Here is a 19,527-nt window from a genome sequence, read left to right on the forward strand (position 1 = left end):
ATTCGGCATCTGTTTTCCGCGCCTCTCCTTCGCCACGTCAGAACGCCTTCGATTTCACGAACGCTTCGCGGCCGAACCGATCGGCGGAGGCCCGGAACCCGGCGAACATCTCTTCCATCATCGTTCTGACCGCCGCAGGCGCCCGTTCCGGCTGGCCCGCGTCGAAGGGCGGCTCCGGCGCATATTGCGCGATGAGCTGCACGCCCTCGGCGTAAGTGCGGTCGCGCAATTCGCCGACCAGAGCCAGGGCGAAATCGAGGCCCGCCGTCACGCCCTCCGCGGTGATGCGATTGCGATCGCGCACGAAACGGCCGGACGTCGGCGTCGCGCCGAAGATCGGCAGCAGCGGCTTCGTCGACCAATGCGACGTCGCGCGATAGCCGTCGAGCAGGCCCGCCGCGCCGAGCAGAAGCGAGCCCGTGCACACCGATGTGACATATTTCGCGCGCGCGCCGCGGCTTTTGATGAAGCGCAACGTCGCCTCGTCCTGCATGGCGGCGAGCGTGCCGGAGGCGCCGCCCGGCACGCAGAGAATATCGAGATCGACCGGCGCATCGTCGAAGCTCGCGTCCGGCGTCAGCGTCAATCCCGTATCGCTGACAACCGGCGTCTTGCTCTTGGCGATCACGAAAGCCGTCGCGCCCATCAGCCCGGTGAGCATGTAATGCGGGCCGATCATGTCGAGCGCGGTGAACTCGGGATAGATCAGAAAGCCGATCTTCTCATTGCCGGACCACGAGGCCGGCATGTTCGACATGTCGTGATCGGCAGTGACCTTCTGCGCCGCACGCGCATCGAGCGCGCCGCCGGCGACGAGCGCGGCGAATGCGACCAAGGCTTCGCCGAAGCGGCGGCGATCGAGCGTGTCCAATGGACCCTCCTACATTTTGACGGAAACGGTGGCGAAGAATGTCCGCCCCTCGCCCGGCGCGACGCGCCCGGCGAGATAGGGATATTGAATGTAATAGTGTCGATCGCCGAGATTCTTGGCGGCGATCGAGAAGGTGAAATACTCGTGCTTGTAGGCGAGATCGGCGTCGAAGGTGATGTAGCCCGGCGTCGTCCAAGTGCGGCCGAGCTCGACGCGCGAGGATGAGGCGGCGTAGAAGCCGGCGCCGAAGGACCAGCCCTGCAGCGCGCCGTCGAAGGCGTAGTGACCCCAGAAGCGTCCGGAGTCGATCGGCGTGCCGGCGAGGCGCGCATTCACGAGCTGCAAATTCTCGTCGCGCGTCACTTTGGCGTCGGTGTGCGCGAAGCTGCCCAGGAAGGAGAGGTTCTGCGTCGGCTGCCAGACGAGATCGGCTTCGAATCCATGTGCATTCTGCTCGCCGGTCTGTGTCTGAGTGACGGAACCGGACGCCGAGGTCGGCACATTGGTGCGGGTCAAGTCGAAATAGGCGAGCGTTCCCGAGAGGCCGAACAGGCCGTCGAGCTTTACGCCGCCTTCGAATTGGCGTGAGCCTTCGGGCTTGGGCGGCGCGTCGTTGGGGCCCGAGAAATAGCTGACGCCGCGCAGACCTTCCGAATAGCCGCCATAGACCGACAGCCAGTCCGTCACATCATAGGTCGCGCCGACGCGCGGCAGGACGCGCATCGCGCTCGCGTCATAGTGCTTCCACGGCGTGACGGCCTGCTCGGTGAAGTGCATGTCGACCGTGGCGACACGCAAGGCGCCGAGGAAATGCAGGCGGTCGAAAATCGTCGACTGCAGTTGAACGCTCGCTCCGGCGTTCTGATAGCTGTTGTTCACCTTCGTGTACACCACCGTGTCCGGCGCGCCTTCGACCGGCAATCGAAACGGCGGCACGAAAGGCGTGCGGAAATCGATCAGCTGCGACAGGCCGAAGGCGCCGAAGACGGGATCGAGATCTGTCGCATTATTGCCCGCCATGACGCCGTGATCGGTGATGCGACTGAAGTCGCCGCCGACGAGCAGCCGGTTCTTGGTCGGACCATAGTCGAATTTCGCGACGAAATTGGAGGTGATCGAGAATTCGGTGACCTTATCGTCGAGGATGTCGTTCGCTACATAGAATTGCGACGGACCGCCATAGACGCCGAAAGGAGCGAAATCGATCGCGGTCGGCTCGTTGCCGAAAATGAGCTGCGAGGGCTCGTGGATCTTCGAGACGCCATAGCGCGCCGAAGTGAAAGTGGAGAAGGTCTCGTCGAAAGCGTGATCGAAGCGCGCAGTGACCGCTTGCGATTCCGTGGAGGTGACGGGAAGGCCGGGATTGGCGAGGAAGGCCGTGCGGCGAATGGAATAGAAGGAACGATCGACCGAGCCGATGGCGGGCAGGCCCGGATAATCCTGCTGCAGGCGCCGCGTGACATGGCCTTGCAGAGAGAGGGAGGTCCCCTCGTTGTTGGTGATCGTCAGCGTCGGGTCGAGCGTGTAGCTCTGGCGGTGGATGGTGTCGATGTTCGAATGCGTCGTCTCGAACTGGCCGGTGAAGCGGAACAGCAATGTCTTGGCGTCGTTGAGCGGCTGATTGATGTCGACATAGGGACTGCCGTAGCGATAGCCGCCGGCGCGCACGCCGACTTCCGCGAACCGATCCGGGGTGGGGAGCTTCGACACGACGTTGACGACGCCTCCGACAGGGCTTCCTCCGCCTTGGAACAGAATATTGGCCGGACCCTTCAGAACCTCGACCCGCTCGACATTGACGAGAAGATCGCGGACGCCGAAATCGAAATAATTCGGCAATCCGTCGATGTAGCGCTCGGCGTCCATGCCGCGCAGCTTGACGCCGAGGCCGCCGGGGAACAGCGGATCGAGCGGCGTGAGGTTGGAGACATTGCGGAACGCTTCGGCCTGCGAGACGGCGTTCTGATCGTCGATGAGCTTGCGTGGGACGACAATGACGGAGAGCGGCAGCTCCTTGAGCGGCGCGGCCATGCGGGCGACGCGCGCGGTAAACGCCTGATAGCCGCGCACGGGTCCGGCCGTGGTCTCATCGACATTCTTCGCGGTCTTGGCAGCCGCCGGGCGCCGCTCTTCGGCGGCGATGGAGATGGGCGGCAGCGCCTCCTGCGCGGCGGCGCCGGGCAAGCCGGCCGCGGCGAGGGCGAGCGCGCCGACCGATCGCAGGGAAAAGCGACGATTCATTTGTGGCCTCCTGGTCGCCGCTCTCTCGACGGCGTGATGTCTCGGCGTTCGATTAGGGGAAAGAAGCCCGCCAGCCCCTCGCACCCTCTGAGCAGCGCTCTAAGGGCGCCGCTTAACCCGAATGTAACGTGAGCGGCGCCTCCGTGGCTTTTCGAGGACTGTGGCGCCGGCGCAACAGTCACGCTCGCGCCCGCTTGCCTCCGCCACAATCGGCCGCGATAATCGCCGCTCCCGATTGACGCGAGGCGGCGCCGAGAGATGCGGGTTCTGATGGTGGAGGACGAGCCGGAGATGGCCAAGCTCGTCGCGGGAAAGCTCGCGCGCTCGGGCTTTGTCGCTGATCGCGTCGGCTCGCTCGACGAGACGATGGAGGCGCTGCGGCAGCACAAATATTCGCTCGTACTGCTCGATCGTCGTCTTCCGGACGGCGACGCGGTCTCTATATTGCCGGAGATTCGCCGCGCTCAGCCGTCGATCCGCATAATGATGCTGACAGCGCGCAACGCTGTCGAAGATCGTATCGAAGGGCTCGACGCCGGCGCCGACGATTATGTAACCAAGCCCTTCGACGCCAATGAGCTGATCGCGCGCGTGCGCGCCTGTCTGCGGCGGCCGGGCGGAGAGGCGCCGCCGCCGATCGCGGTCGGCCGCATCGTCTTTCATCCCGAGACGCACGACGTCAGCATAAATGGCGCGAATGTTCTGTTTCACAAGCGCGAGCGCGCCTTGCTGGACATTCTGCTGCTCAACGCCGGGCGCGCCGTGCTGCGCGATCGGCTGCTCTCCGAGATTTACGGATTCGCCGACGATGTGCAAGCAACGGCGCTCAGCATGCTGGTCTCGCGCCTGCGGCGCCGGCTGCTCGATCTCGACGCCGGCGTCGAGATTCATACCGCGCGCGATGTCGGCTATTTGCTGACGGAGCGGAAGGAGCGATGAGGAGTCCGTCGCTGCTCGCGCGTTTCGTGCTCGGCATCACCGTGTCGGAGCTGATCGTCTTGTTTCTCGTATGGCCGAGCACGACGATTCTCGTTACCTATCTGGGCCTCGCGGCGACCGATTCCAACGCCGTCTGGGCGGAGTTCCACGCGATCGAGGTGGTCGAGAACGCGCTGACGAGAGAGCCGGACGGCTCCGGCCATATCGAGTCGACGCCCGCGCTGCGCGCTTATCAGGCCCGCAATCCGAATTTTCGTTTCGCGATCATCGACAATCGCAGCGGCGCGGTGCTCGCCGGCTCGTCGGAAGAGCTCGCGCGCGTCTTGCCGAGCGGTGGCGGGATCATCGCCATCAAAAACTATTTCCGGCTTCCGAACGACCCCGATCCCGATGCGCGCGGCGTCCATATGCAGCTGGCGCCGCCCTATTCGATGGTGATCCACGGCTACGCGATGCATCTGGAAGACCTCATCGCCGTGATGCGAGTGCATTCGGATGTAGCGCAGCTCATCCCTTTCTCGCCCTTCGTCCTGTTTGCGATCCTCAGCGCCTGGCTGGCGACGCGCTACGGCTTGGCTCCGCTCTATGCGGCGAAGGAGCGGCTCGGGAAGATCGACCTTTTCTCCATCGACCAGCGAATCGACGCTGCGAAGGCGCCCAAGGAGATCGCGCCCTTGCTCGACGCGATCAACGCCGCTCTGGCTCGGCTCGAGGACGGCGCCAGGCGGCAGCGGCGCTTCACGGCCAATGCCGCGCATGAGCTGCTCACGCCGATCGCGATTTTGCGCGCACGGCTCGATGCGCCGAGCGAGCCGGGCTTTCTCGGCGATCTCGCCCGCGACATTCGGCGCATGCAGTCCATCGTCGAGCAATTGCTGGTTCTCGCCCGCGGGGCGGAGCGTGGATGCCTCGTCGCCGAGGACATAGATCTCGGCGCGCTCGCCCGCCATATGATCGCCGACTATCTGCCATTGTTCGTCGACAATGGACGGGCGATCGCCTTCGATCCCCCGGCGACGCCGGTGATTGTCCGCGCCAATCGGCAAGCGCTCGAATGCATGCTGTCCAATCTCATCAATAACGCCCTGCGCGCCGAACCCGTCGGTGGAACGATCGAGCTTCGCGTGCGCGCCGACGCCAGCCTGGAGGTCGCCGACCATGGCGAAGGGATCGCGGCCAGCGAACGGGAGCTCGTCTTCGAGCCATTCTGGCGCGGGACCGAGGCGACCCGCGGCTCCGGTCTCGGCCTCTCCATCGTCAAGGAGCTCGCGGAAAAGCAGGGCGGCGGCGTCTTCGTCACAGAGACGCCGGGTGGGGGCGCGACCTTTGGCCTCGCGCTGCCACATCGCGGAGCGCCATGATCCGCGGCGATCGCCATCGGCACGGGCAGGAAACGCGCCGTCGCGACGGGGTCCAATACCGAACAGCATATGTTTGGGACTGGCGCGGCTCGAACCGCCACAGCAACCATGGGCTCTCTTTCGACGGGGAAATCGAGTTCGAGGCAGAGGCTCGCATCAATGGTACGGGCGATGATATTGATGAGCCGGCCGATCGACATCCACGCCTTCAAATGCCCGATCGTTGATGGCGGCGAGATTACGAAATCTCACGCGCTCCCGCCCGGCGGCGACTAAATTCTGCGATCGGCGCGATCGGACATCGGGGATGGGAGCCACAGGGCCGCTAAGGTCAGAGTTCCTCGGTCGCTCTACGGGGGAGGATGCGCCATATGGAGACGTTCGTCGTGGACGACCGGAGGGTCCGCTTTGTCTGGATTTCACGGACCGTCGCGGAGACGGTCGGTTGAGCTTTCGCGTGACCCGGGGGAAGGTCCGCCGACGAGTTTCCGGGCCTTACGGCCGCCTGGGGGCGCCCTATGCTTCTCCGGCGTCACTCCTCTTCGGAGATCTGCCGGGCGTCGGAGAGGGCCTTCACGGCAAGTCCCGCAACTCCGATCGCGGCGAGGATCAGAATCGCCGTATCCAGCCGAGCCGCGGCGTCATTCGTGGCCGCGTCGATCCCCCCGGTGTGCGCGACGAAGGGCCACGCGGCCATGAGAATGCGAAATTCGGTCGGGCCGAGACCGATGTAGCTCATCGGCCGCGCGTGAAGCGCGATCGTGCGCACGTAATTATAGGCCGAGAACAGCAGATAGCAGGCGAGAACGGCCAAGGAGGACTGAAGCGATAGAAATGGCGACACGCCGAACATCACGATGAGAAGGACTTGCGACAAGAGGTCGTTGGTCTGGCCGATGAAGTCGAGCCGCCGATCGGTCTCATTGCGGCGTCGGGCGAGCGGCCCGTCGAGCGCCATTCCGAGCCAATTGAGGAATATTCCGGCGACGAAGACCGGTAGCCACGCAAGCGACGAGCGACAGCCGACGAGCGCGGCCGCTGCGACAACGCCGCCTATGACGCCGATCTTGGTCAGGCGCAGAGGCGTGACCGAGTCTGGCAGCGCCGCGAGGATCACGTCGGCGAGCTTTTGTTCGCTCGCGGCGAGGAATCTCCGATCGAACCGTTCGCCATGCTCGCTTACGAGATACGCCACGCTGCACTCCTTTTGTTCTTTTTACGCGCCGATCTTTCCTTCGTTCGACCTGTCGGCTGACGCTCCCTTGCTCAGAAGGTGAACCCGACCTGCAACAAGCCCTTGGTGTGCCGGTCGTAAGCGGTCGCGCCGCTGTTCGTTCCATAGGTATGCGCGGCCTGCGCCTTCAGCACCAGCAGGCTGCCGCCGCCTATGTCATAGGTCGCGTAATAGCCGACGCCGACATCATTGACGCCCGTGTAGCTGCGCTGCGTCGTCGTATAGGAGCCATTCTCCAGCCACACCCCGCCTATGTCGGTGAAGACGCCCAGCGCATGGCGGTAATTCTCGATCTGCGGCAGCGCATATTTCAGTTCCGGCGTTACGATATAGCCGCTGTCGCCGGCGAGGCCTTCGTCGAAGGAGCGCACGCCCCAGAAGCCGCCGAGGCTGAATTGCTCGCTGGTGTCGAGATTGCCGTAGAGCGCCTTTTGCGCACGCAGATTGGTCGACAGAGAGAGCTTCTCATCGAGCGCGATCGTCGCATTCACCGAGAGATTGATGCGATAGAAATTGCCGACCGTATCGGCGCCGGCGCGGTTCTGAACCTTCTGCGTCACGTCGAGATAATTCACATAGCCCGAGGTGAAGGAGAGCGTCGAGCTCGTCGCCAGCGGCAGGCCGAAGAGCGCCTGCGCCGTGTCGCGCGTCACGCCCAGCGTGCCGAGTGCAATGTTGCGGTTGGCGGTCGAGGTGTCGGCGATTTTGTCGTTCAGCCATTTGTGGGTGAAGTTCGCCCAGAGCGAGACGCTCTCCTCGCGTTGGCGGATCAGCGCATAGCTCAGCGTTCCCGTGACCGCATAGGCGCTGCCGGTGGCGTCCAGGTCCTTATAGGCGCCGCCGAGCGCATATGTGGTGCGATAGGCTCCGATCTCGGCGCGCAGGCCGTCCGGCCCGAGCGGGAAGGAATAGGCGATGCGCCCATTGGCGAGAGCGGCCCGCTCGGACACGATGGCGGAGCCGGTGAGGCGATCGCCGAAGCCGAGCGGGGAATTGATGTTGAAGCCGCCGTTCAGACGATCGCGACCCGTATAGGGCGAGCCGAAATTATCGCCGAGCAGATAGCCTTCGATGCGCTTTCCTTCCGGCGCCTCGAATTGGAAGTCGGACGTCTCCTGAGCCTTGCCGGGCGAGACCACGATGCGCGGCACGCCGGCGCCGGGGAGACCGGAGACGAGCAGCAGCGCGCGTTCGAGCGCATCCTTGTGAATGAACGTCTGGTCCTCCAACGCCGTATCGACGACGTTTTGCAGGAAGCCCGTGTCGACGGCGGAAGAGTTCTTGACGAGCACGCTGCCGTATTTTCCGGCAACGAGCTTGATCTTCAAGGAGCCGCTGCGCGCATCCTGCGCGGGCAGATAGGCCTTGGCGACGAAATAGCCTTTCGCTCGGTAGAGCAGAGTGACCTTGTCGGCGGCGCCATAGATGTCGCCGAGCGTGAGCTTGCGGCCCTCATAGGGCGCGAGAATTTCACGCAGCTCGGACTCTTCGACGAGGAGCGGCCCTTCGACGATGAAATGCTTGACGAAGAGCGTCTCCTTGCTGGCGAGGGTGAAGCGCGGCTCGGCGAGCTGCGGCAGCGTCGGCGCGGCTCTCTCGCGTGGCGGCGGCGCTTGGCGCGCGTCATCCGCCTCGCGGACGGCGGCGCCGACATTGTAAGGCAGCACGGGCGTGGGGGCGCTCTGCGCGAAGGCCTGAGGCGCGGCGAGCAGGAGCGCCTTCGCGGCGGCGCAGGAGAGGAGCAGACGACGGAAATTCATCTGAGGATCGACCTTTCTGGGTCCGGGTGCGTCTTATTGGGCCTTCGGGGCGGGCGCAGAGATCTTGCCGCCATTGCCGAGATCGAAACGTTGGCCGTCGACGTCTATGCTGCGAATATGCGCGCCATAACCGGCGCCGGGCGCTGTCCCGCGCACCTTGCGGCCGCCGGCGCTCGCGACTTTCGCCGTGTCTCGACGCGCATGGGCGCGGGCGGGAGGAAGCTCCGATTGCGCCGATGGCGCGCCCTTCACACTGTCATCGAAGTCAGTGGATTCCTGGGCGTTGACGGCTTGCTTGCCGGCGCTGGCGAGGCTGCGCTTGGCCCCTCTCTCGGGCGAACTCGCGGTCCTGTTCGCCTCATCGGAGACGACATTGCCGGCGCCGCTCGCCGCCGCCACGCGCTGCGCCGCGGCTTGCGCCGCCTGTGCGGCGGCGGCCGCCGCCGCGGCCTCGGCCGGGAGATTGCGGACAATCATGCCGGTTGAAGTGGAGTTTGGCGATTGGAGAGGGATAGGAGGCGGTAGAGTGTCGCAAGCGCTGTTACAGATCACATTGTTGTTCTGCTCGTGTCCGGCGGTGAAGGTATCTCCGAGCGCACCGGCGAACGAGCCGACCAAATAGAATTTAGAGGTATGCCCGTGGAGATATATGCGTCCATAGACGGAATTATCTGATGTATAGCCATAATCGTGGCCGACGAAGCCGCCAATAAAAGATATATTTGATATATTAGACCAATTTAAATTCTCCGGTATATAGAGATTTATATCGCCATATTCTGACGATCGCGTGATATATCCATAATTGACGCCGGCAAAGCCGCCGATTTCCTTGGCCGTGGCGTCGAACGTTATACTTACGTCACCGTAGGAATTAGAATCGACAATTCTTCCGACACGATTGGCGTAAGTCGAGAGGATATTGTTGGCCCCGACAAATCCGCCTACCCATGTGCCATTGACGGCCGAAACATTTCCATAAGAATTCGCGTCGACAATGAGACCATTGTTGGTGCCCGCAAATCCGCCGAGTTGCGAGGTGTTGTTCGACGCGCTGGCGTCGCTATTGTAAGTCGCCGTTCCGGTCACATTGCCATAGGCAGCAGAATTGATGATCGTGGCCCCGGTATTGGCGCCGATAAACCCGCCAAGGCCCGATCCTCCTAGAATTGTGACATTGGCCCAGGAGTCGAAGATCGTGCCGGCGCTCGCCGTCCCCGGAGAAACGAATGCTTGCCCGACGAGGCCGCCAGAAGAGCCCGTGCCGCTTGTATAATCATAGGCCGCATGGCCAATGGAGCCTGTTGCAAAGACATTCCCGATAGTTCCACCGCGCATTTGGCCGGCCACTGCGCCAACGAACGAAGTTCCATCGAGATTCACATTGAGCAATCCGATGTTCGCGACAGAGCCGCCAGAGATCTGCCCGATGAGCCCTATATTGCTGGACGTCGAGGCGATTGTCAGTCCGCTGATCGTATGACCGAGGCCGTTCAGATTTCCGGTCAACGAACCGATCACGGAGGATTTTAAAGCGGTCGTCGGAGCGCTCAAATCGCTGGCGAGAGCGTAATTGCCGGAGGCCGTTCCGCTCAGCGCCGCCAGCTGCGCCCATGTGGTGATGACCGTGTAGGTCTTGCCGCCGATCGTCAGAGAACCCGTGCTGTTGAAATCGAGGCGGCCGACGAAGCTGGCGATCGGTGTGCCATCGGCATTAGCGCCGTTGCTCATGGCCATGAATATCCCGTCGGGAACCGTATAGCTGTAGGCCAAGCCGGTCGTCGTCCCATTCGGGATGCTCCCTGTCACGGTCGTGCCATTGCCATAGGTCGCCGCGAAGCTAGCCGCACCGTTGGCCGTCATGACGGCATTGACATAGATGCTGCCGACGCCGCTTTGCCCGGCGTTGAGCGCGAGCCCGCTCAAGCCGCCCCATGTCATCGGCGCATTGACGTTGATATTGCTCGCCGCATTCAGCGTCAGCGTGTTCGCCGACCAGGCGAGCGCCGCATTGACATTGATGTCGCCCGAATCCGAGCCGCTCGCCGCAGTGGTGATGGTGACATTGCCATTGGCGAGATTGGAGAGAAGCGTGGAGGCTCCGACGCCACTCGTCGTCTGCGCGGCGCTGCCGGAGACGATGGCGAAATTGGTCGGGTCGATGATCCAATTGCCGCTTTCGCCTGTTGACGAAGCAGTCGTGACGAGCGTCCCATCGGCGATCGTCACCTTCTCGCCCGAAGTTTCGATCGTGCCGCCCTTGCCGCCATTGGGCGCGGAAGCGTCGAGCGTGCCGGACACCTTGGTCGTTCCGCCCTGGGCCAGCAGCTTGATCTTGCCGATCTTCACGCTTCCCGTGGATGAGGAGCCGCCGGTGAGATCCCCGATGGTGCGGGCCTGGATGATTCCGCTATTGTTCACTTGGGCCGAGAGAACGGCGTCGGCGGCCTTGGCGGTCATCACCACATTGCCGCCGTCGGCCTTGATCAGCCCTTTATTCTCGACGAGCGCGTCATAGGTTCCCTTGTCGATGGTCACATCGAGCAGCGAATCGCCGCTGAAATTGAGCGTGATCGCGTCGCCCGAGGCGAGCGCGATGGTCCCCAATTTGGCGTTGATCGTCCCTTCATTGGAAACCGTCCTGCCGAGCAGAGCGACATAGCCGCCATCGGCGGCGTTGATCGTCCCCTTATTGACCATCGCGGCGGCGGAGGAGCCGGAGAAAGCGTAATTCCCGGCCATGAAATTGGAATTGGAGATATCGAGCGTCGAGGCGACGAGGCCGCCGACATTCACTTGGGCGTCCTTGGTGAAGAGGATGCCGTTGGAATTCACGAGGAACACCTTGCCATTGGCGTTGAGCGCGCCGGCGATAACGCTCTGCTCATTGCCGACGACGCGGTTGAGCGTGACGGCGAGCGCGGAGGGCTGGTAGAAATTGACCGTTTCGCCGAGGCCGATCGAGAAGCTCTGCCAATTGATGATGGCGCGATTGGTCGACTGAACGACATTGGTGACATTGGTCGTCGAGGAGATCGTCGCAGCGCCATCGACGACGACGCCGCCTGTCGGATTGGCCAGCGCGAAACTCGGCAGAGCGAGCACGGCCGCCATCGCCGTGGAGGAGAAGACGCCTCGTCGAGCGAGGCGGCCTGTCGGAAATCGCGGCGGGCGGCTTCGGACGTTGCAAGCGAGGTGGATGGGGCTTCTCTCCGCGTCGATCCTACCGCAGTTCATCGCTATCCGTCCCCCGTTCGAGTTTACGAGTCGCTCATTCCATGGCTATGTATATTGATTACATCGACTCACCACGTACGTGCTGCAAAAAAATGATGCAAACGGCGCGAAAATGTGGCGAAGCTGTGAAAGGCGGAGCTCTGCAGTCGCGAAGAGTCGCGGCTGAGACGGGGAAAGCAGCTTTTCTCAAAGCGACGAGGACATGGTCGATGCATCCAACGCGCTTCCATCGATCTTTGGCGTTTGAGACGGAACGCCGCTGCGATCAATAGACCAAAATCCGGTCGGCGCGCTGTTTCTTGGCCATAGCCAGAAATTATTGCAAATGAGTGATATGGCAAGATTTGAGCCAGCTTTTGCCAGATATTTTCTATTGCAGTTTTCCGCAATGATTATATAGTGCATTTGCATATCGCTTCGCCGTAGGCCTTTCACGCCGAGACGCGCGCTCGGTTGCAATTCGAAGCCAAGGCCCGAAGCCGATCGGGCGGGGCGGACAATAAAGAGCTAGAGGCGCAGTATCCTAGTAATTCAAATATTATAGGCCGCTCAGCGTGCAGCATATGGGGCAGTTGCGTTATGCGAACATAGCGTAAGGCCGACAGGCCGCAATATTCACGGAAAGGCAAGTCATGTTCAATATTAAAGCGAGAACGCTCCTTCGGACAACCGCAACGGCCGCCGTGCTGATCGGGACCATGATCCCGGCGCGCGCAAGCATAACGATCGCTGTAGCCGCAAATTTCACGCTCCCTCTCCAAGACCTGCTCGCATCGTGGGGCTCATTGGAAGGGTACACCGGGACGTTTTTTTCCGGCGCCACCGCGACGCTGGAGCAGCAGATCATCTCCAATACGGCGACCCATTACGACCTGTTCCTGGCGGCCAATACGGCTGCGCCGAATGATTTGTATTCGAATTATTCGACGCGCGTCATCAATCCGCCTTTCAATTACGCCGAGGGCGGCCTCGTTCTGTGGTCGGGTCCCTCTAAATCCGTGAATATCACCAGCGGCCTGCCCTATCCGGTGACGACGGATCTGCTGATCGCGGGCCCGTCGACGGCGCCCTATGGTTTCGCGGCCTATACGCTGTTGAACGATTCCCCCTGGTCCGCAGGGTTCACGACCAGCACCGGGCCCTTCCCCGGATCGGGCAACGCCACGCAAGGCCATGTCTATCTCGGCGGCAACATCGGCAGCACCTATAACAATCTGCTGAACAACACCAGCAACAAGGACTATGGCTTCATCGCCAAGTCGGACGTCTGCCTGGCCGCGACGACCGCTCCCTACACGGCGTCGTGGAACACCTATGTCACCGGAGCCGTCTACGCCTATGAATATTACGCGGAAGGCGGCGGCTCCAGCGATGCGAATTATCCGGCGACGGGCGCGTCGACCTGGACCACCGACGCCGCCGGCTCGCATCCTTTCGGGCATATTCTCCAAGGCGCCATCCGGGTCAATGGGCCGGCGCCGAGCGCCGAAATCGAGAGCTTCATCAGCTTCCTCAACGGCACGACCTACCCCGGCGTCGCTCTCTCGATCATCAAGAAATACTGCTATCGCTGGGCGATCGGCCAGTGAGGCTCGATAGGAGCGGCGGGCGATAGCCCCTGATCCTACGAAGGCCGACGCGAAGCGGCGATGTTCGCGCATTGCCGCTCCGTGAGACCTGCCAGCGACAGATACGAATATGAAGAGCGTTCTGCCGGGAATTGCAAATGGCCAAGAAATCACGATCGCTTTCGTCCGCAGAGAGAGGCCCCGCAGCCGAAGAACGAGGATTCGGACGATTGGGGGGCGTGGAGATTCCCGGGTTCTACAAAGAGCTCGGCCGCAAGCGATTCGAGCAGGGTGTCGCGCAGACCCGACTCGGGCGATGGCGGCAGGCGCTCAACGAATTCGAAAAAGCCGCGCGCTATGCTCCGAAGATGAAAGGCGTCCACTATTCGTATGGCGTCGCATTGACGCATTTCGGCCGATTCGACGAAGCGATCGGCGCCTTTCAGCGAGAGCTCGCGATCACGCCCAACCATCCCTCGTCGCTGGCCGAGATCGGGACATGCCTGGCGCGAACCGGCCGCCCGCGAGACGGCATTCCTTATCTGGAGCAGGGATTGCTGTTCTGGCCGCAAATGCCGCTCGCGCAGTATAGCCTCGGATTGGCCCTGCTGACCGAGAAACGGCGCCTGGAAGCGATCACCGTCCTCGATCGTGCGATATTCCTCGACAAGACCTATGTGAACGCCTATCGCGCGCGCGGCCTGGCCCATGCGCTCGGCGAAGACGAGGAAAAAGCTCGCGCCGATCTCGCAATGGCTGCGGCGCTGGAGAGCAAAGACTACAATGCGATGTTGCGGCTCGCCTCGGCGTTCGGCAAGTCCTCCCGCGAGCGGCAGGCCGGCCAGCTCTTCGAAATGGCGGCGGCGCTCGCTCCCGATATCGCCCTGCCTCAGATGATCTTCGGCAATTTCCTCATCCATTATCGCCATTATGAGGAAGGATTGAGGTATGTGGATCGGGCGCTCGAGATCGATCCACGCTACGCGCCGGCGCATGTGGCGCGGGGCTTCGGCTTGTTTGGGCAAGGGCGGGTGGAAGAAGCGGTCGAAAGCTACCGCCAAGCAGCGGAGATCGATCCGAACGACGTCGATGTTGCAGGCGCCCCGCTGTTCGCCCTCCAGCATAAGCCGGGTATCACGAAACCCGAGTTGTTGTCCGCCCATAAGAGATGGGCGTCCCTATTTCGTTCCAGCGCCGCAAAAGATCGCTTCTCTTTTACGAACGACCCTAACCCAGAGCGCAAGCCGCGTATCGGATTGGTTTCCGCTGATTTGCGCAGTCACGCGGTGACATTTCTGACATTGCGCGCGTTCGAGCAATTGGCTGCACTCGGTTACGAAATATTTTGTTACAAGACCGAGCGCAAGTTCAAGGATGACGATTTCAGCGAGCGCTATAAAGCGTTTGCAAAATCATGGAATATTCTGAGCGATCTGGATGACGCCGCATGCGCCGCATTGATCGCCGAGCACCAAGTCGACATTCTGTTTGATCTCTCCGGCCATACAACGGGGCATCGGCTTTCGTTGTTCGCTCGCCGCGCTGCGCCAATTCAATTGAGCTGGGCCGGCTATGTCGGAACCACCGGTTTGGACACGTTCGAAGGAATCATCGCCGACGCTGTAGAGGCGCCCCCCGAACACGACGAGTTTTACGTCGAGCCTATTATCCGACTACCAGACTGCTACGTCTGCTACCATCCGCCAGCGAAGGCTCCAGATGTCGAGCCTCTCCCGTTTCTCAAAACGGGCACATTCACGTTCGGGTGTTTCAATCGACCTGGAAAGCTCAATTCGCAAGTCGGATGGGCATGGTCTCGGATTCTCGATCGCGTTCCGGGCTCTCGCGTGTTGATGGTCTATGGCGGGTTACATGAAGCAAAAACTCGGGAAGCGGTCTATAGGCTTCTCGAGAGTGGCGGACTCTCGCGTGATCGCGTCGACCTCGTCGGCGAACATAATCAAGACAAGCTGCTCGAGGCGTATGCCGAAAAGGTGGACCTGGCGCTTGATCCATTTCCCTATTCGGGTGGAGTCACCACGCTCGAAGCCATGTGGATGGGCGTGCCGACCGTTACGCTCGTCGGCGACACATTCGCGGGGCGGCACGCGGCGTCCCATCTCACGGCTGCTGGTCTCGAGCAATTTTGCACGCACTCGCTCGATGACTATGTAGAAAAGGCCGTCGAATGGGCGCATAACGCTTCGGAGTTGGCGAATTTGAGAAGCACTTTGCGCGAGAAAGTCGGGATCTCCGCACTCAACGATCCAGTCCGTTTCGGTGATAGCCTCGACACAGCACTGATGTCTCTCTGGAGAGATTGGTGCAAAGCACGCAGTAACCGTTCTATACTAGACGACATTGACGCCGCGCGTGACCATGTCTGTGGGTCGGCTCGACGCCTTGACCCCTAATCGGCAAGGGATCACGAAACCAGGCGGTTGATCGCTCCAGTATATTCTTGTGGCCTCCACGCCTATTGGGGGCCGACCGGGCGCGCCGAATAACAAGCCACGATCACGACAGGACGGCTCGACGCCGACCACCCCAATCCGAGACGACTCTCAATCGCCCTCGGAAGCCGAGGCATCGGGTAAAGGAGATGTGATCGCCCGGCGAGCCGGTGATGCGAACAGTGCGACGACATGACGACGCGCGTCCCGTCCGAAAACCACGCGACGGGGCGCAATGTCGACCACACGCCATCCTTCGATCTCGTCGTCTCTCCGCAAGCTGCGCATCCGAATCGGCGGCCCGGTCTTCACCAACGCTCGCGCGCCGCTCCAATCGGTCACGACGCCCATCAGAGTGAGTCGCGGTGGCTCCGGCGGCGGAGGCGGCGCCTCGTCTCGGAGCGCTGCTGTGGGCGGAGGAGGAGGACGCCGACTCGACGAAAACAAAGGCCGTCGCAGCGTCTCCACGAACTGCCCCAACTCGAAACGCGCCAAGGGGTTGAGACGGACGCGTTCTCCTGCCTCTTGGGCGGAGGCGACGCCGCAAGCGGCGACAAGCAGGACGACTAGGAGGTGAAAGCGCCTCATATTTGCGTCCTCCGCCAGAGAGCGCGCAAATCCAAGGTGACGCGCAGCGCCGGCGGCTCGGCGCCTCTCCGGCCGCCGCCTCGTGGCGAAATGGAGAGCGCATCGACGAACACATAGGGCGCGCCAGTCTCGAGCTCATAGAGCAACGTCTGCAACGGGGCGAGACCCAAATCGAAGGTCGCTCGGAGGCGCACGACATCGGACGTGTCCTCGCGCGTCGTCGGTTGCGTGGCCGATGTCGTGACGCTCGCATGTTGCGCGACGACGAGTCTCGTGAGATGGGCCTGCAACAAGGCGCTCGCTTGGCCTTGCGTCGGCGCGGCGAAAAAAGCCGCGTCGGGCGCGATCGCCGCTTTGCCGCCTCGGGCGCCGCTACGGCCCTGCGCCGCCTCCAACTGCGTGAGAATGGCGCGCCGCTGCGCCGCCTCCCCGGCGGCCTCGCTCCGAGAACCGAGGGCGAAGACCGCAGCGGCGCCGCAGAAAGCCAAGAGAAGCGCGAGCGCGCCGAGCGCGAGACTCTGTTCGCGATCGAGCTCGAAATCGCTCCGCATGGATCATTTTCCCTTTTTCGTGGCGGCGGCGAGCTGCGCCTCGATGCCGAAGCGAAACAGCCTCCCGTCGGAAGCGCGCGTTGTCGGAGCAGAAAAATGCGCGTCGAAGAAGCGTCCGGTCTTTTCCAGAGCGTCGATGAGCGGCGAGGCGTCTTCGGCGAGCCCGGATATGCGCAGCTTGCCGCCCTCCAAGCCGAGGCTCTCGAGAAAGGCGCTGTCGGGAATGGTGCGCGTGAGCGCGTCGATGAGAGCGACGGCGGGCGTCGAGGCCTCTTTCCAGACCCAGGCGCGCTCGGGCGGCGGCAGAGCGGCGACGACGGCTGGGTTTTTGGCGGCGTCGGCGCGCTTTTGCAGCGCATGGGCGCGCGCCGCGAGCGTCGACGCCTCTTCCTGGAGCGCGTTGGCGGAAAGCGACGCGCCCAGCACGGTGAGCGCGCAGAGCGCGACATAGGCGGCAATCCCGCCGCCGACGAAAAGCCGCATGCGCCGATGCTGCGCCGCATCGCTCGGCGTCGCCCCCTTCGCCCAGAAAACGATGGGCTCGTGGAACGCGTCCGCGGCGCCGACGACGCGATCGATGGAAAGCCCCATTTCGGCGAGCGCGGCGCGCGTAGCGTCGATATCGGCTTTCCGCGCGATCAGCACCTGCGCCGTCACACGTCCGGCCTCCGCCGGCGTCGCTCTATAGCCGTGCAAAATCTGGCCGACCGGCCAGGGCGAGAGACGATCGAGCTGATTGGCGACGACGCCGGCCAAAAACTCGCGCGCTTGCGCCGGCGCCGCCAGAGTGCGCGTGACGGTCATCTCGCGCGGCCATTCGAGCAGCACGAAGCCGCCGCGCGCATGTTGCAGGATTTCCTCCGGCAAGGTCGCGCCGATCGGGGCGGCGGCGAGTGGCTGCGCATCGGGATCGGCGCCCGAGCGAAGCAGAATTCGATCGCCCGAGCGTGTGACGCGCAACATATTCCGGTTGCGGCGTGCGTCCGCGAGACGCAGGAGGAGGCCCGAGAGAATGTCCAGCCAGCGGAGGAGAAGGTCGAAATTCGCCACTTCAGCGCGCCCCCGAAAAGCCGCCGGCATAGGCCGAAGCCCGGGGCGATTGGCGAAAGGCCAGCACTCGATACGGCTCGCTGTCCTTCGGCAGCGTGACGATGATCGCCTCGGCCTTGGAGGCGAAGCCGTCGGCGAGCGCGGCCGCGATCTCGAGCCGCGCGACGCTGTGATCGGCTGGTTTCGCGTAACGCGCAGCGGGACCGAGAATTCGTTCGTAATCCGCCGCCTCGAGCGACCGCTCCGCGCGCGCTTCCAGCAGGCGTTCCACGCGCGACTGCGTCATTTGCGGCAGAAGCCGGAGCGTCTCCGCCGGCGCGGTCGCGGCGTTCACCGTCTCCTCGCCGAAGACGGTGACATAAGGCGCGACGAGACGCGCATATTCGGCAGGAACGCCGGGAACCTGCGCCAACTGGTCGACATTGGTGAAGCTCTGGTCGAAATGGCGTCTTTCGGACGCTCTGGGCTTTTGCGCCGCGTTTGGAGCGGTCGCTTCGGCCGGCTCGCGCTGGCGCGAGATCGCCAGCGCCGTGGCCTCTGCGTCCGGCGCGCCGAGGCCTGCGAGCAGAGAAGCGAGCGTTTCGACCGGCGCCTTGTTGATATCGATACGGCCGAGCTCATCGCTGATCCGCACGCGCCCCTCGCCGTTCCGCAGGGAAAAACGCATCTCGATCGGGAGCAGCGGCCGCCCGCGATATTTGATCAGCAGATCGGCGCCCGCCTCTATGCCGGCGGCGATCAGCGCCTCCGCCTGGACGCGGTCGCGATCGACCGCCAGCAATCCCGCAAAGCCGCGCAGGCTCACCGAGGCCGCCATGGCCAGCGCCGATAGCAGAGCGATCGTCCACAAGACGGCGACGAGGACGACGCCTCGACGCGAGCGGAGGCTCCGAAGGGACCTCATGTCGGCGCCCGCCGCGGCGCGGGCGACGGCGGCGCTTTCTTCGCCGCCGGAAGGCATTGCGCTTGGGCGCTCGCGCAGTCGGCCGGCGCGTCGGCGCGCAGCAGGAACTCCGCTCCCGGCGACAGGCTCGCGCCCGTCTCCGGGTCGCGCAGATCGAGGCGAAAGAGGCGCGGCAGCTCGCTCTCGCCGCGCCAAATATCCTTCCAGCTGGCGACGCCCTTCTCGACGCGCGCATAGGCGAAGGAGATATCGAAGCGGCCTTCGAGCAGCACGACATCGTCTCGAGCCTGCGCTCCGTCGAGCCCGACGCGTGAGCCGAGCCATGGCGTGCGCCGACGGATGAGACGCGCGCTCTCGCCGGCGCGCTCGACGGAGAGCGTGACGATCTCCTCCAGCGCAGCTTGCGCGCCGATGGCGCTCGCCGTCACGAAGACGACGCTTTGGCCATCCCCGTCGAAAGCGACCCGAGCAAGCGGCTCCTCCGGCTTCTTGCCAGGCGCGCTGGCCGGCGCCGGCTCGGGCGGCGCGATGGGGCCGGACGGCTTCAGCGCGACATGGCTCGCCGCGCCGAAGTCGCGCGACAGACGTTCCATAGCGAGGGCGAAACGCTCGGCTTCGTTCACGCCATGCGACCCATGGTCGAAATGCGCGGCGACATGATGGGTGAGCGCCGCCGCCCCGACGATGATCGACGAAGCCACAGCGAGGGCGGCCAGCGTCTCGACGAGAGTGAAGCCAGCGCGGCGTCCTGTCCCTTCCCTGCTTCGCAA

General features: G+C 63.3%; 14 protein-coding genes. 5 read left to right on the forward strand and 9 right to left on the reverse strand.

Annotated features, from left to right (window positions below; all coding sequences use genetic code 11):
• Nucleotides 1-37 precede the first annotated feature (37 nt).
• Both GYH34_RS21235 and GYH34_RS21240 read right to left on the reverse strand, forming a co-directional pair.
• Nucleotides 38-871 carry a DJ-1/PfpI family protein gene (locus GYH34_RS21235; RefSeq protein ID WP_161915534.1) on the reverse strand — a complete coding sequence of 278 codons (834 nt, stop codon included), beginning with the start codon at nucleotides 869-871 and terminating at the stop codon, nucleotides 38-40.
• 9 nt (nucleotides 872-880) lie between these two features.
• Nucleotides 881-3,112, reverse strand: a complete 2,232-nt coding sequence (locus GYH34_RS21240) for a TonB-dependent receptor (RefSeq protein WP_161915535.1) — start codon at nucleotides 3,110-3,112, stop codon at nucleotides 881-883.
• A 258-nt stretch (nucleotides 3,113-3,370) separates the two neighbouring features.
• Here GYH34_RS21240 and GYH34_RS21245 point away from each other — a divergent pair, with 258 nt between their 5' ends.
• Genes GYH34_RS21245 through GYH34_RS21255 form a run of 3 tightly spaced genes read left to right on the forward strand, consistent with a single transcriptional unit; the run spans nucleotide 3,371 to nucleotide 5,639 of the window.
• Nucleotides 3,371-4,051 carry a response regulator transcription factor gene (locus GYH34_RS21245; protein WP_161915536.1) on the forward strand — a complete coding sequence of 227 codons (681 nt, stop codon included), beginning with the start codon at nucleotides 3,371-3,373 and terminating at the stop codon, nucleotides 4,049-4,051.
• Nucleotides 4,048-5,412, forward strand: coding sequence for a HAMP domain-containing sensor histidine kinase (locus GYH34_RS21250; RefSeq protein WP_161915537.1), 1,365 nt, complete (start codon nucleotides 4,048-4,050; stop codon nucleotides 5,410-5,412). Before GYH34_RS21245 ends, GYH34_RS21250 begins: the two co-directional genes overlap by 4 nt.
• Nucleotides 5,409-5,639: a hypothetical protein gene (locus GYH34_RS21255; RefSeq protein ID WP_161915538.1), complete on the forward strand. Its 231-nt coding sequence runs from the start codon at nucleotides 5,409-5,411 to the stop codon at nucleotides 5,637-5,639. The genes GYH34_RS21250 and GYH34_RS21255 overlap by 4 nt, the downstream gene beginning before the upstream one ends.
• Nucleotides 5,640-5,944: 305 nt before the next feature.
• On the opposite strand, the gene GYH34_RS21260 is transcribed toward GYH34_RS21255, so the two are convergent.
• The 3 genes from GYH34_RS21260 to GYH34_RS21270 form a co-directional block, all read right to left on the reverse strand.
• Nucleotides 5,945-6,607 (reverse strand): CDP-alcohol phosphatidyltransferase, encoded by a 663-nt coding sequence (locus GYH34_RS21260; RefSeq protein WP_161915539.1) that lies wholly within the window; start codon nucleotides 6,605-6,607, stop codon nucleotides 5,945-5,947.
• Nucleotides 6,608-6,678: 71 nt separating this feature from the next.
• Nucleotides 6,679-8,406: a ShlB/FhaC/HecB family hemolysin secretion/activation protein gene (locus GYH34_RS21265; protein ID WP_161915540.1), complete on the reverse strand. Its 1,728-nt coding sequence runs from the start codon at nucleotides 8,404-8,406 to the stop codon at nucleotides 6,679-6,681.
• A gap of 33 nt (nucleotides 8,407-8,439) precedes the next feature.
• Entirely contained in the window at nucleotides 8,440-11,511 is a 3,072-nt protein-coding gene (locus GYH34_RS21270; protein WP_244635444.1) for a filamentous hemagglutinin N-terminal domain-containing protein, read from the reverse strand.
• Nucleotides 11,512-12,341: 830 nt separating this feature from the next.
• Between GYH34_RS21270 and GYH34_RS21275 the strand changes: the two genes are divergently transcribed.
• Together GYH34_RS21275 and GYH34_RS21280 are read left to right on the forward strand one after the other, a co-directional pair.
• Complete coding sequence (locus tag GYH34_RS21275; RefSeq protein WP_244635460.1) at nucleotides 12,342-13,232, forward strand: substrate-binding domain-containing protein; 891 nt, start codon at nucleotides 12,342-12,344, stop codon at nucleotides 13,230-13,232.
• 137 nt (nucleotides 13,233-13,369) lie between these two features.
• On the forward strand, nucleotides 13,370-15,625 hold the full coding sequence (locus tag GYH34_RS21280) for a tetratricopeptide repeat protein (RefSeq protein ID WP_161915543.1): 2,256 nt from the start codon (nucleotides 13,370-13,372) through the stop codon (nucleotides 15,623-15,625).
• A 623-nt stretch (nucleotides 15,626-16,248) separates the two neighbouring features.
• On the opposite strand, the gene gspM is transcribed toward GYH34_RS21280, so the two are convergent.
• The 4 genes from gspM to GYH34_RS21300 are packed head-to-tail and all read right to left on the reverse strand — an operon-like array spanning nucleotide 16,249 to nucleotide 19,527.
• Nucleotides 16,249-16,803: a type II secretion system protein GspM gene (gspM, locus tag GYH34_RS21285; protein ID WP_161915544.1), complete on the reverse strand. Its 555-nt coding sequence runs from the start codon at nucleotides 16,801-16,803 to the stop codon at nucleotides 16,249-16,251.
• Nucleotides 16,804-16,806: 3 nt separating this feature from the next.
• On the reverse strand, nucleotides 16,807-17,853 hold the full coding sequence (locus tag GYH34_RS21290) for a PilN domain-containing protein (protein WP_161915545.1): 1,047 nt from the start codon (nucleotides 17,851-17,853) through the stop codon (nucleotides 16,807-16,809).
• Nucleotide 17,854: 1 nt separating this feature from the next.
• On the reverse strand, nucleotides 17,855-18,757 hold the full coding sequence (locus GYH34_RS21295; protein ID WP_161915546.1) for a type II secretion system protein GspK: 903 nt from the start codon (nucleotides 18,755-18,757) through the stop codon (nucleotides 17,855-17,857).
• Nucleotides 18,754-19,527, reverse strand: a complete 774-nt coding sequence (locus GYH34_RS21300) for a prepilin-type N-terminal cleavage/methylation domain-containing protein (RefSeq protein WP_161915547.1) — start codon at nucleotides 19,525-19,527, stop codon at nucleotides 18,754-18,756. Before GYH34_RS21300 ends, GYH34_RS21295 begins: the two co-directional genes overlap by 4 nt.

It is taken from the genome of Methylosinus sp. C49 (assembly GCF_009936375.1).
GTDB lineage: Bacteria > Pseudomonadota > Alphaproteobacteria > Rhizobiales > Beijerinckiaceae > Methylosinus.

What these genes read in the sequence shown, in the direction of transcription:
- GYH34_RS21295 (WP_161915546.1), bottom strand. Translation starts at nt 18,757, where the DNA reads ATGAGGTCCCTTCGGAGCCTCCGCTCGCGTCGAGGCGTCGTCCTCGTC.
- GYH34_RS21245 (WP_161915536.1), top strand. Translation starts at nt 3,371, where the DNA reads ATGCGGGTTCTGATGGTGGAGGACGAGCCGGAGATGGCCAAGCTCGTC.
- GYH34_RS21275 (WP_244635460.1), top strand. Translation starts at nt 12,342, where the DNA reads ATGATCCCGGCGCGCGCAAGCATAACGATCGCTGTAGCCGCAAATTTC.
- GYH34_RS21265 (WP_161915540.1), bottom strand. Translation starts at nt 8,406, where the DNA reads ATGAATTTCCGTCGTCTGCTCCTCTCCTGCGCCGCCGCGAAGGCGCTC.
- GYH34_RS21250 (WP_161915537.1), top strand. Translation starts at nt 4,048, where the DNA reads ATGAGGAGTCCGTCGCTGCTCGCGCGTTTCGTGCTCGGCATCACCGTG.
- GYH34_RS21255 (WP_161915538.1), top strand. Translation starts at nt 5,409, where the DNA reads ATGATCCGCGGCGATCGCCATCGGCACGGGCAGGAAACGCGCCGTCGC.
- GYH34_RS21240 (WP_161915535.1), bottom strand. Translation starts at nt 3,112, where the DNA reads ATGAATCGTCGCTTTTCCCTGCGATCGGTCGGCGCGCTCGCCCTCGCC.
- GYH34_RS21280 (WP_161915543.1), top strand. Translation starts at nt 13,370, where the DNA reads ATGGCCAAGAAATCACGATCGCTTTCGTCCGCAGAGAGAGGCCCCGCA.
- gspM (WP_161915544.1), bottom strand. Translation starts at nt 16,803, where the DNA reads ATGCGGAGCGATTTCGAGCTCGATCGCGAACAGAGTCTCGCGCTCGGC.